Below are 13,130 nucleotides of genomic sequence, written 5' to 3'. Positions count from 1 at the left end.
GCAAGCATACCATGAAACTCACTTCCCGAATATTGCATCTCTGTGTGTGTATGGCGTTGGCCGTGGCGGCACAGGCGCAGCTGCCCGAGCTGAAGCCCATCCTCGACGCGCAGAAGAACAATCCCGTTATCGAAATCCCGGCAGGCAAATACCTGCTCAACAATATGACAAACGGAGCTTACCAGTTCGCCAACCTCAGCAATGTGGAGATCAGGGGCAACGGCGCCTCCATCATCTGCAATTCCCAGGAACTGGCCTTCCGGTTCCTGAATTGTACGAACATCAAAATATCCGGCTTCTCCATCGACTACGACCCGCTCTGTTTCACCCAGGGCGCGATCGTGGCCAAAGATGCCGGTAACATGTGGTTCGAGGTGGAAATCGATCCGGGATATCCCGTCGACAATGTAAAGAACGCCCGCGTGCAGTTCTACGATGCGGCCACGCGGCAGCTGAAAAGAAACAGCATCACCACCGGCGAAGGACATTATTCCGCCTTCCAGAAAGTAGGCACCCGCCGCTTCCGGCTTACCAAAAGCACGGCCTGGGCAGCGGGCGAAAAAGTGGGCGACCTGGTGGTGCTCGACGTGGTGTCCACCAAAGCCAATCCCGCCGCGCACGCCTTCCAGCTGGAAAAATGCACGAACGCCACCGTGGAAGATGTGACCGTGTACGGCTCGAACAGTTTTTCTTTCTATGAAAGGGATTGCAGGAGCACACACTACAACCGCTGCAAGGTAGGCCGCGGCCCCACGGCGCCGGGCATGCCGGCGAGGCTGCGTTCCAGCAACGCGGACGGTATTCATAGCAGCATGGCCGGCATCGGCCCGCTGGTGGAAAACTGTGACGTGAAACACAACGGGGACGACTGTATCATCGTATGCGGCCGCTCATTCCCCGTATGCCGTGTAGACAGCGCCACCAAATCAGTATACCTGATGGCGCGCGAAGCGAACCTCGTATTCTACACCGGCGATACCCTGCAGCATGTATTGTATGCGGGCACTAAAAACAGCAAAATGAAAGTGGTGGCTGTTGAGCCATATACACCCACCGAGACGGAGAAACAGGCCGTTTTCGCGCTGTACGAAACCCTGCTGTTCAAACCGAACTACACCAGGGGCGTGCGCATCACCGTCGATACCATGCCGGCCATGGGGATTGGCGATGTGGTGTACAACGACAGCCATATGGGAAAAGGGTTTGTGATCCGCAACAACAAAGTGGGCTATAACCGCTCCCGCGGCATCCTCATCAAAAGCAGCAACGGCATCGTGCACGACAATGAAATAACCGGTACCGCCATGAACGGCATACTCGTAGCGCCCGAAATCCACTGGATGGGCGGCGGCTTCGCGGACAATGTGGAGATCAGGCACAACCGTTTCTTCGAATGTATGTTCGAGAAAACCAACCAGGCCATGCCGCCGGGCGTACTGTCCGTATTCTATTCCAACGGAGCGGGGAATGTGCCTGCCGCCGGTGCGTTCGGGCAGATCAACGTACATCACAATACCATCCAGAAATCACCTTACCCCGGTTTCGTATTTACCTCCGTGATCGGTTTGCAGCAGTCGGCCAACACGATGGTGCCGCATCCGTGCGGCAGCCGCGAGCATGGGAAGAAGTACAGCACGACCTTCACCGGGCCCGTATGGGAGAAAAACAATACGCCGTAAGAGATATTACAAAGCATTGGAAGGAAGACCTGCGCATTGCGCGGGCCTTTTTATTACCTGGAAACAGGTAGCTGACCGTACCTGTAAAACGGGGATGTGGATGCCGCTGGTTGTAGGGTTCGTTTTTTCCCTAAATTTGCACCGTACCCTGGCAGCATAAACTAGTATTTTTAAAACATCACAACATGACCGTTACCCGTTTCAGACTATTCCGGGCGTTGACCGCCGTGGCGCTTGTATGCGCTGTAACCTGCAGCAAGGGGCAAACCATCGTAAAACCTGACAATCAATCCCTGGAGAGCAAATGGCTTAAAAACGGGCAGTTCGAAATGGCCTGTTTCATCAACAACGGCGGCGAGCCGGTGCAGATCAGTTCGTTCGCGATAGAGATCAACGCCAATAAAGAAACCGTGTCCATCTACACCGCCATGAACCTCGTGGGATCGGAAGATATGTGGATCGACACCAGCATCACCGATGCCTCCTTCAAGCCCATTTACCGCTCTTCGTTCAACAGGAACCGGGAAATGGTGCTGACGTACGGCAAGGAAGTGACCGGCTATTATTACGACAGGCAGACCGACCAGCGCACCACCGTGAAAGAAGCGGTGAAGGAGGCTTTTTTCGACAGCTACGCCTATCCTTATTTACTGGGCCTGCTGCCGCTCGCATCCGGGTACAGCGCCACCATGCCGGTATACGACTATAAACCCGACAACAGCACCAACATCAAAAAAGCGGTGATAGAGGAAGTAAAAAGCAACACCTACACCAGCAGCCACAGCGGCACCCGTAAGGTTTGGCAGGTAAGCGTTTTTGAACCGGCCACCAACGACCGCTACGAATATTACATCGACAAGGAAACCCGCCGGCTCTGGAAAGTGGATATCCAGACCAAAGGCCAGCAAATCGCGATGATCGACCGGGAAGCCGATTATAATCCCATCAAGAGCAAATTCGATAAGGCCACCGCGATGAAAATGATCAAGTCCGGCAAATCGGTGATCAGCGGGCAGGCCTTTGCAAGAGATAATCAAAACTCGGGTAGTATGCTGGGCGGCATCGCGGTGCTCAACGTCAACAAAAAACAGTACGCCCGGAAAGGCACATCGGTCGTGCTGATCCCCTATACCGATTTCTTCAGGGAATGGGTAAAGGTGAACGATGCGTCGAGGAAAAAGGGCCAGGCCATTCCGCTGCCCAAAGAAGCGGCCGAATGTATCAAAGTAACAACGATCTACGACGATAAGGGAAGTTTCGAGTTCGTGAACCTGACGCCGGGAGAATACCTGGTCTTCAGCGAATTCGGTTATACGCATACGACCCACAGAACGGAAGTAACGGGGTATAGCGACAGGTACGTCAACGGGCTCTACCAGGGCACCATGACCCATACGACTTCCAGGGCCTATGATTCGAACGCCGCGGCCAGTGTCAGGAAGACGGTGACGATCGATAAAGACGGGGAGAAGGTGGAGATCAAACTGAAGAAGACATTGTAATGGTCGTCGTGTTTCGGTTTAAATACAGTTAACATGAACCCGCAAGTCAAACACAGCCTGGTATTCCCCACCATACAGGTGGGGGATATCCTTACCGCCATTGATTTTTACGTGGAGCGCCTCGGCTTCACCCATCAATTCTCCTGGGGCGAGCCGCCTACTTTCGGCGGGGTGTCCCTGGGAAATTCCGTACTGCACCTGGAAGCAGGCCCATCGTATGCGAACGGGCCTTCCATCGTGAATTTCATCGTAGACAATGCGGACGAGCTGTATGCCTTCCATCAGGCCAACGGCGTCGACATCATAGAACCGATCGAAGACCGCCCTTACGGCATCCGCGATTATATGACACGCGACCCGTACGGCAATTGCATCGGCTTCGGCAATTACATCTACAACCAGGGGCCCGCCGTTAAGATCGAACGGGTAGACGTGCCGGTGCGCCTCGAAAAGCGGCTGGCGGCTTTACTGAACGACCTGGCCGAGCACAAGCGCATGAGCGTGAGCAGCTGCCTCGAGGAAATGCTCCTGCACTCCTTTGAACGGATCGGCGACACCGTGGCCAGCCCGCATACGCTGAATACACTCGATTATATACAGGAACTGAAGAAAAAACACGGTATCGATTACGATACGCACGCCAGCTACCGCTTCGAAGAGTAACCAGCGTACTGCTACAGGCTCCGCACCGTTTTGAACGTAGCGTTCAGCGCACGTTCCTTGTACACCGGGCACCCGTTGGCGTCAAAGCCGTCGGCGGTATACAGCGTGCCGCTGAAAGAACCTGTTACCGGTTCACCCACCTTTCCCCATGTTTTAATGTTCAGCACACCCGATGAGAACCGCTTGACGCGCGGCGGCCCGCATTCTTCATATTCGGAACCGTAAGAAAAAGTTTGTGTGCCCAGCGATCTGCCGGCGTGGGTGTACGATTGGCCGATGGTGCCGCGCTCCCCGCTCGGGTACCCGGATGCCTGGAAGCCGTAGGCCTCGAAGCCGACACTGATGTTGGCGGAATGGCCAGTCACGTAAATGCGGCCATTCGCCAGCAGGGCGGTCACCTCCGTCATGTTGAACGGTTCGCCGAAATCGCCGGCCATGAATACATCGCCCAGAATGTCGATGCTGGTGAGGAGGATGAGCTGTTTGAAGGTATGATAGCCGCCGGGCGCGTTTTCGTCTTTTACCCTGATGTTGCCTTTGCAGGTAACGGATATTTCCGCTTTGTTGTCGCCGCCGGGCTCGGGATGATCGGGCACATACTCCGCTTTACTGGGGTCGTTGGCGTTGTAGGTGAGCGCGCCGAAGTTGTTCAGCAGGTTCCAGTCGAAATCTTCCAGCCAGCCACTGAAATCGCCGACGGGTAAAGGCGCCAGCAGGTCATCGTCGAGCATCACAACGCCGGTCACCTCCAGCTGCACTTTTTCACCCACCGACACATATTGTTTGGATGCTTTCAGTTCCACCGCGGAGTTGAACATCCAGTCGCTGAAATGGGTGGTTTGAAAGCTGAACTGCTGCGTGGTGGTGTTGACTTTCGCCGGCACCGCTTTCCAGGTGCCTTCGGCCGTCTGGTACCCCGCCATCAGCAACTCCGGCCGTATGCCTTCGGTATCCCCGGCATAATGGTAGATCACCTCCACCGGTTTGCTGAAAACGGTGCCTTCGGGCGTCAGCCGGAACCCCCTTTTGGCGGTATCGTTGAGCAGGGTGTTGGTGATGGGCTGTATGCCGAAGGTGGCGTTGGCCGTTACCGCACCGGCGGGGACCCTGACCGTCAGTTTACCGTCGGCGCTGGTAAGGGTGCCACCGGCCGGGCCGATCACCTGCTGCACGCCTGCTCCTTTGGTGACGCCTTTGGCGGTGACGGCAGGAGTGAGGGAAGATGGCCCCTCGCTGCGGGGATTCTTTTTACAGGCTATGAAGCTGCAGAAGAGAATGCACAGGGATATATAAGCTGCGAAGTACCGGGGTAGAGGTTGCATGATATCGGAATTTATAGCAGGCGAAAATAACCAGCGCTATTCATCCCGCCCCGGCAGGTCCGCCCGGATGACGAATAAACGCTTCAGCCTGCCGGAATTCGCTGGTGGAATGAAAAGCGGCCCGTATTCCTGCGGCCGCGTCCCGGCCATAGCCATAAAAAAAGGAGCATGCACCTTCGTGCATACTCCTCCCGGTTTTTATCATGATGGTCTAGTAGCCTGGATTCTGTTTGATCGCGTCGTGACTTCTTTTGATTTCATCGCGCGGAATGGGCAGCAGGTAATAATGATCGCCCTTCCACGGTTTCCTCACTTCCGCAGCCTGGATGACGCCGTAAGTGTATGTGAGCTTGCCGGCGAGGTCGCCTGCTTGTGCGCCGGTCCAGTCCATGGTTACACCGGTCAGCCCGCGGATGGGGATGTCGATGTTGCCGGGAGCGGCTTTCCAGCGGAGGAGGTCGAAGAAGCGGTGATCTTCGAGGTGCAGCTCGATCGCTCTTTCGTTGCGGTAGTCCCTTACGAGTTCTGCGCCGGTGCTGGTGATATCGGGCATGTTCACAGATGGCCTTTTCCTGATTTTATTGATGTATTCCCGCGCCACGGCCTCATTGCCCAGTGCGATCTGGATCTCGGCGTAGTTCAGGTAAAACTCCGCTATTCTCAGGAAAACGACAGCCTGCTTGTAATCGTGCTCAAAGCTCGCGCGCGGGCCGGTAAAGTCGAGGTACTTTCTGAACGTATAACCGGTTTGCACTCTCCAGTGAAACGGCGTCAGGCCTTTTATCCAGTACGACTTGGAGTCGCGCCCGAAGTCGAACAGCGTTTGCCCGTTTTTAGGGTCCGTTTTATTGGGATTCGTGTATGGCGGTGCGTTGTTGGCGTTCGGGTTGGCGTCTTCCCAGTATTCATACGTGCGCACGGTGCTCTTCGAACCGTCGTTGATGGTGAAGGGCCCGGCGCCGGGGTAAATGATGCTGGTGTAATACCGGGGATCCCTGTTCTTGTTCGGCTGCTGCGGATCGTAGCCCGCTGCCGGGTTTACCGTAACGCCGTCCGCCAGGTAGGGATACTGGCCATTCGTCAGCTGGAACATGTTCACGAACGTCTGCGTAGGCATGAGCCGTTGCTGGGCGTCGAAACCGCAGGGCCAGTAATCGTAATTAAAGCCCCATCCCGGCACCCTGGTGCCTGTGGTGGAAGATCTGCCGAGGATGATCTCCGAGCCTTTCAGCGGCCTTGTAAACAGGTCGTCGTGCGTGGGGTGCAGGGAGAACCCGAGGTCGATCACGGCTTTGGTGGCGGCTTCGGCAGCCAGCCATTTGGCCCTGTCGTTAGAGGGGTTGTTCTGCGGACTGGCCATATAAAGCAGCACCCGCGCCTTCAGCGCCAATGCAGCGGCTTTCGATATTTTCCCGGCTACGGGTGTGCCTGCTTTCAACAGGCCGGCGGCCAGGTCGCATTCACCCAGGATGAATTTTGCGCATTCGTCGTAGGTGTTCCGCGGCACATCAAAATTGCCGTCGTCCAGTTTGTAGCTTTTGGTGATGATGGGCACCCCGCCGAATGTTTTGATCAGTTCGAAATACATCCACGCCCGGAGGAAATGCATTTCGCCTTTCATGGGATCCAGCACCGCAGGGTCGAAAGTGGAATTGGCGATCCTTTCGAAGAAAACATTCGCTTTCCGGATATATCCGTACTCTTCGTTCCAGATGTTGGTCAGATCGGTTACGTTGTCAGGCGAGATGTTCCCCTCGATGTACTGCCGGATGCCGGCGGACCTTTCGTGTGTTTCCGGCTGGGACACGGCCACATCCGTCAACGCTTCAAATCCTCCCGTACCGGGCGCCCAGATGGGCCGCATGCCGTTGTACACATTGTACACGTAATTCTGAAGAAAGGTGGCGTCCGAGAACACCGCATCATCCGTCAGTTTGTCCAGCGGTTTTTTATCCAGCAAATCCTTGTTGCACGAAAAAGTGCCGGCCACCGCGCCGCAGAACAGGATGAAATAAACTTTCGCGGCTTTTATCTGTAGGAATTTCAATCTTTTCATAATCAATGTTTAGAAAGTAAGGTTAGCGCCGAAGCTGAGTGTTTTCATGTTAGGATATCCGCCGCCGTTGCTCAGCAGGAATTCCGGATCGCCGGCTCCGTACTGCTTCAGGTTGTTGTAGAGCATGAAGAGGTTTTCGCCGGACAGGTACACCCTGAATGCCGATATTTTGGCTTTGGACAACAGGTTCTTCGGGAGCGTATACCCCAGTTCCACCGATTTGAAACGGGCCCAGGTAGCATTGTGATAATAAAAATCGGCGTCGGATGCCGCCACGCCGGTGGGCGCTATCATCGGCAGCACGGAGTTGACGTTTTTGAGCGAATAGGCGTTCAGCGCCACATATTGCAACCCGTTCCCGCCCGAACCGGAGTTGAAGGACGTATTCAGCCGCCATTTTGCGCCGGTCTGTCCCTGCAGCAGCATCGTGAGGTCGAAGTTCCCGTAGTCCAGCCCGATGGTGAGCCCGAACTGCGCTTTGGGGAATGCGGAAGCATCCAGCCTGTACCGGTCATTCGCATCGATTTTGCCGTCGCTGTTCAGGTCCGCGAAGATCAGCCCGCCGGTGCGCGCACCGCTATAGCTGGGATATTTGTTCAGGTCTTCCGCCTGCCTGTAGATACCGATGGTTTTGTACACCAGGATGGCGCCGTTCGGTTTGCCTTCCTGTTTCTGATATGGCTGCGACTGCGGTGTTTCATCAAAGAACACGATCCTGTTCTGTGCGTAGGAGAAGTTACCGTTGGTCCTCAGCCCGAGGCGGCCGAAGTTTTGCCGGTAACCTGCCGTAAGATCAAAGCCCTTGCTGTTCATCTTGCCGATATTCTCGTCCGGCAGCACCAGGCCGGTATAACCGGGAACGGAAGCCTGTCTTTTACCGAGGATGTGAGACGTGTTGGTGTTGAAAACATCAAACTCGAACGTCAGGCTGTTGTTGAGAAAGCCCGCTTCCAGCCCGATGTCGGTTTTTTCGCTGACCTCCCAGGTAATGCGGGGATTCGGCGTGCGGGTGGGCGCAATGCCCTGCACGTCTGCCGCATTCACCACCCAGCCGGCCGCATAGCCGTAGGAACCGAGGTACTGGAAGGGATCCACGCGGTCGTTACCCAGCTTCCCCCACGATGCCCTGATCTTCAGGTTGCTGAAAATATTTTTAGGTATAAAGGATTCCTGGCTGATCACCCATCCCGCCGATGCCTGCGGGAAAAAACCGAAGCGGCTTTCTTTCGGGAAAATAGTAGAACCGTCGTACCGGGCGCTGAAACCCAGCAGGTATTTCCCCTTGTAGTCGTAAGTCAGGCGGCCGAAGTAATTTTTCCTGGCAAATTCGGATGCGCCGCCGTCGTTGTTCCAGTTCTGGCGATCTTTGCTGCCCGCGGAAATCTGGTCGATCAGCGGGGAGTCGTAACCGTAACGGGCCGTCCAGAAAAAGTTGTCTTTGTAATCCATCTGCTCGTAAGCAACGAACGCGCCTATTTTGTGATCGCGGATGGTGGTGTTGTAAGACAGTCTGAGGTTGCCGGTAACGCCCAGGCTTTGCCGGAAGTTTTCGGTGATGCCGGTGTTTTCCACTATTCTCGACTTCCGTTTGATGACTTCTCCCGGGTTGGCGCCTCTTTCGTAATAGAACCAGGTATAGTTAAAGGTTTTGTCGTAATGCATGGTTTTGGCGACGGATGCAAAACCGTCGAGCGTGAGACCTTTTACGAAGGGCATATTGTATTTGAACCGGAGCGTGCCGTTGCTGACATCCGCTTTATACCGCTGGTAGCCCGGGCCGAGCAGCCTGGCGGCAGGGTTGAGGTGCGACCATCCTTCGCCGGGATACCGGTAGTCGCCGCCGATATATGCTTCCTGCAGCGGGCTCGTGCTCGCGAAGTAGGCGATCTGCCCGGAGCCGGCCTGCGGCGTTTGCGTGTTTTTTTCGCGGAACGAAAGGTCGAGGCCCACTTCGAAATCTTCGGTAACCGACACGTCGATGTTGCTTCTTACGTTGTACTGCCGCAGTTTCGTTTTATCGTCGCCGCGCATGATGCCGCCCTGTGATGCGGTACCGAGAGACACAAAATATCTCACCTTCTCGCTTCCTCCTCTCATGGTCAGTGATTGCCTGGATTGTTTGGCAGGAGGGCCTATCAGGGCATCGAACCAGTTTTCCGCCCTTCTGGTGCCGTTCCTGAAAGATTCGATCAGGGCATCCGGGAAGTCCGGCGGCGTGCCTTCCAGCGCCCTTCTTTCATTCAGCACATTCATGTATTCGAATACGCCGGCCGATTTTACTTTCATGGTCGGGGTCTGGTAAGAATGCGTGGTGCTGAAATCGAAGGAAGGTTTGCCCGTTTTTCCCCGTTTGGTGGTAACGAGAATAACACCGCCGGCGGACTGTGCCCCGTAAACGGCGGCCGATGCGTCTTTCAGCACGGAAATGGATTCGATATCATTCGGGTCGAGCCTGTTGAGACCGTCTGGGTCTGCATTGGCCACCCCGTCTATCACGATCAGCGCGGAACTGTTGCGGTAGGTGTTCGGGCCTCTCACCAGTATCTGCGCATCGTCGAAGCCGGGAGCCGCGCTTCGCTGGTTCACGAATAACCCGGCGAGGCGGCCGGAGAGGGAGTTGGATACCGATACGGCGGTCGACTTCTTGACTTCCGCGCCCGATATCTGCACCACAGCATTGGTGAGCTCTTTCTTCTTCTGGGTGCCATATCCCACTACGATCACGTCGTTGAGGTTTTTCGACAGGAGCTCCATCTTTACATCGACGGTAGCGGACGAGCCCGCCTTCACCTCGCTGGTCAGGTAGCCGATGAAATAAAACACCAGCACGCTGTTGGCGTCTTTTACCTTGATGGAATATCTTCCCGTCTGGTCGGATACGGCCACATTATTGGTGCCTTTCTCCGAAATGCTCACCCCTGGAAGCGGTTCTCCTTTGTCCCCGGTGATTAATCCTTTGACGACCTGTTCCCGCATGACGGCCGTTTTTTCGAAGCCCGCGGGAATTGCTGCAACAGGCGGAGCATGCTTGTCATTTGCCCGGAGGGCGGAGCCTGAAAGACCTGGTAGCAGCAGCCAGCAAAACGTGCATGTAGCCCTGTACCAAACACGTGATAGTTTAAGTGTTTGCATAACCGTGGTTTATTGTATTTGAAATATCATACTGTTCAATAAGAGCATAGATTCTGGTCGTCTCACTTGTATATACTGATAGCATCAATCAGGTTGGGGCCTGATGTTACATGTTAGGCTTTGCTCCACTGGAGCCTCTCGATTTCGGTTCTTCGATATGTTTGTATGTACGAATGTATATACATATCAAATGTAGTGGAAAACTTTTTATTTGCAACTTTTTTTTGAAGAAAATATCTGCGGGGATCGAATGTTGCGAAATGTGAGGAAGGGAAGCGGCCTGCTGCGGTGTAGGCGCGGGGCGGGATTGCCGGAGATAGCGGAGGTGGCGATGAAATCAGCTGTGGCAAGCCGTTTCAAGGATGTTCATAAAACGCAAAAAGTTGAGATAGCATCTCAACTTTTTGCGTGCCGGCCAACTGCTGTTGTTACTGGCAATTGCCGTTGTAACACGAAATTTTATTAACGGGCAGCTTCGAATAACTGATAGTTAGGCTGGTTGTCCATTTCATATCGCAGTTCGCAACCCCTGTTGATCTGATCGTGCCGGATAAAAAACTGCTTCAGTTTTTCCCCGTTCACGCTGGCGCTTTTGATGTACCGGTTGGTGGCCGATACATTTTTTGCGGTGATGGTGAAGGTTTTGCTTTGATAGTATTTCGGATCCAGGTAGATGGTGGCTTTGGAAAACAGCGGGCCCGTCAGTTCGTATTTGGGATTGGCTTCGGTGCCGCCGTTCGTCTGGAACAGCCCTAGTTTCAGCAGTACGCTCAGGCTGCCCATCAGGCCCTGGTCTTCGTCCCCGATGAATCCGCCCTCGGGTGAGATATCCGCATAGATGCTGTCGATCACCCGTGATACCCAGTACTGGGTGAGCCAGGGTTTGCCGGCATGGTTGAATATGAAAGCCGTCTGGATGGAAGGCTGGTTTTCGTAATTGATCCACGAACCGATGAAGCGCGACGGCGCGGAGGCTTCGTATTGTTGGTTGAGGCGGTCGGCGGCTTTTTCTTTTCCACCCAGCAACGCAAACAGCGAATCGAGGTGATGCGGCACATACCAGAGATACTGCGCCGCGTTCCCTTCTTCAAAACCCTTGTCTGATTTCAGCGGATCGAAAGGATGCTGCCATCGCCCGGCGCTGTCGCGGGGAACAAAATAACCGGCTTCGGCGTTGAAAATGTTTTTATAGTTGCCGGCCCTTTTGCTGAAATAGGCGTAATCGTCCGTTTTCTGCAGGGCTTTGGCCAGCTGCGCCAGCGTCCAGTCCTGGTAAGCGTTTTCCAGCGTGATGGTAGCACCGTCCTGGTGCATGCCGTAGATGGTTTTCGACAGCGGGTATGGAACATACCCATGGCTGATATAGAATTCAATACCGCCGCCTTTCGAGGTCTTGTGCTCATAGCCGATCTTTCCCATCATGCCGCCCGGGAGGTGGTTCTTTTTCAATCCCTCGAACGCCAGCCCGATATCAAAGCCACGAATGCCTTTCTGCCAGGCGCTCACAAAAAAAGGCGTGGTGGATGCGCCCGTCATCACATAGGTGTAGTTCCCGGCCGCGGGGCCGCGTGGTATGAGCCCGCCGTTTTTGTAGTATTCGAGGAAGGAGTTACAGAATTCCTCCGTGATGTCGGGATATACCAGTGGCCACAGCGTATTGAGCGTCCATTGCGCGCCCCAGAAAGCATCGGAATTGTACATGTTGAAACGGGGCGTGCCGTTGCTGCGGAGCGGCAATTGCCGTACGCGCGGCGTGTCGCCCGTGCAATCGGTATACCGGCCGTCCACATCGTTGATGATGCGGCGGCCCTGTATTGCGTGCGACAGGTCGGTGTAAAACCGCTGCCTTTGCACGAGGGTGCCGCCTTCCACTTTTATTCTCGACAACAGGGCGTTCCATTTGTTTTGCGCATCGCGGACGGTGGCATCGAAGTCCCATCCCCCGATTTCTTTCCGGAGGTTGTTGGCCGCCCCTGCTTCGCTCACAAAGGAAAGCCCCACTTTCATGTCTACCGCGCCGGCAGCATCGTCGAACGCTACCAGCAACTTGCCGTCTTTCCCGCGCCATTCCCGGCTGTTTTCCCGGGTACTGCCCTCGGCCCACAGCAGGGTGCGCTTCATCGGGCGGCTGAATTCCGCGGTGAAATAGACGGTGTATTCTTTCGGTTTGCGGATGGTAGGGCCGTTGACGATGAAGCCGCTGATCCGGTTGGGGCCCGTTTGCTGAAAGCCGCCCCGCACCATGTTGATGCCTCCCAGCTTGCCGCCGAGGTCGAAGAGGATGCCCCGGTGCCCGCTCTTTTTGAACGTATACCGGTGAAACCCTGCGTGATTGGTGGCCGTCAGCGCCGCGTCGATATCGTAGCGGCTTAACGTTACCTTGTGATACCCGGGTTTCACCACTTCATTGGCGTGGCTGAAATGGGAAGCATGATTGTTGAAAATCCCCTTCAGGTCAGCCTCCGTTGTGAAAGCGACCGGCATTACGGGGAGGCCGGACAGCTGCCATTCGTGAATGTGGCTGAAACAGCGGATGGTATCGATGTTATACCGGTAACCGCCTTCCCAGTCGGTGAGGCTGTTATTGTCCGGGAACAAACTCACCATGCCGAACGGTACGCTGGCCGATGAGAAATAGAACCAGCGGGAATGTGCCGTACCCATCTGCGGTACAACGAGATCAACCGGCCGTTCCGGTTGGCGCTGTGCGTGAACGGATGGCGGTACTGTCGTCAGCAGCAACAGCAGCCGGTAAAGACGATGCTTCATTTTCTTC

Annotated in this window: 7 protein-coding genes; 3 read left to right on the top strand and 4 right to left on the bottom strand. The window is 55.1% G+C overall.

Annotated features, from left to right (window positions below; translation table 11 throughout):
* The first annotated feature begins 11 nt into the window (after nt 1–11).
* The 3 genes from EGT74_RS02980 (at nt 12) to EGT74_RS02970 (ending at nt 3,844) form a co-directional block, all read left to right on the top strand.
* Nucleotides 12–1,679, top strand: coding sequence for a right-handed parallel beta-helix repeat-containing protein (locus tag EGT74_RS02980; protein ID WP_220392799.1), 1,668 nt, complete (start codon nt 12–14; stop codon nt 1,677–1,679).
* A 185-nt stretch (nt 1,680–1,864) separates the two neighbouring features.
* Entirely contained in the window at nt 1,865–3,181 is a 1,317-nt protein-coding gene (locus EGT74_RS02975; protein ID WP_123845049.1) for a DUF3108 domain-containing protein, read from the top strand.
* 33 nt (nt 3,182–3,214) lie between these two features.
* Nucleotides 3,215–3,844, top strand: coding sequence for a VOC family protein (locus EGT74_RS02970; protein WP_123845048.1), 630 nt, complete (start codon nt 3,215–3,217; stop codon nt 3,842–3,844).
* A gap of 11 nt (nt 3,845–3,855) precedes the next feature.
* Here EGT74_RS02970 and EGT74_RS02965 read toward each other — a convergent pair whose 3' ends face one another.
* The 4 genes from EGT74_RS02965 to EGT74_RS02950 all read right to left on the bottom strand — a co-directional run bounded on the left by EGT74_RS02965 (nt 3,856) and on the right by EGT74_RS02950 (nt 13,123).
* Nucleotides 3,856–5,166 (bottom strand): hypothetical protein, encoded by a 1,311-nt coding sequence (locus EGT74_RS02965; protein WP_123845047.1) that lies wholly within the window; start codon nt 5,164–5,166, stop codon nt 3,856–3,858.
* 211 nt (nt 5,167–5,377) lie between these two features.
* Nucleotides 5,378–7,222, bottom strand: a complete 1,845-nt coding sequence (locus EGT74_RS02960; RefSeq protein ID WP_123845046.1) for a RagB/SusD family nutrient uptake outer membrane protein — start codon at nt 7,220–7,222, stop codon at nt 5,378–5,380.
* Between the two features lie 9 nt (nt 7,223–7,231).
* Nucleotides 7,232–10,198: a SusC/RagA family TonB-linked outer membrane protein gene (locus EGT74_RS02955; RefSeq protein ID WP_158617976.1), complete on the bottom strand. Its 2,967-nt coding sequence runs from the start codon at nt 10,196–10,198 to the stop codon at nt 7,232–7,234.
* Between the two features lie 618 nt (nt 10,199–10,816).
* Nucleotides 10,817–13,123, bottom strand: coding sequence for a GH92 family glycosyl hydrolase (locus tag EGT74_RS02950; RefSeq protein WP_123845044.1), 2,307 nt, complete (start codon nt 13,121–13,123; stop codon nt 10,817–10,819).
* Nucleotides 13,124–13,130 lie beyond the last annotated feature (7 nt).

The organism is Chitinophaga lutea (genome assembly GCF_003813775.1).
GTDB lineage: Bacteria > Bacteroidota > Bacteroidia > Chitinophagales > Chitinophagaceae > Chitinophaga > Chitinophaga lutea.
Note: the sequence above shows the minus strand (reverse complement) of the source record. Positions and strands in the feature narration are given on the sequence as shown.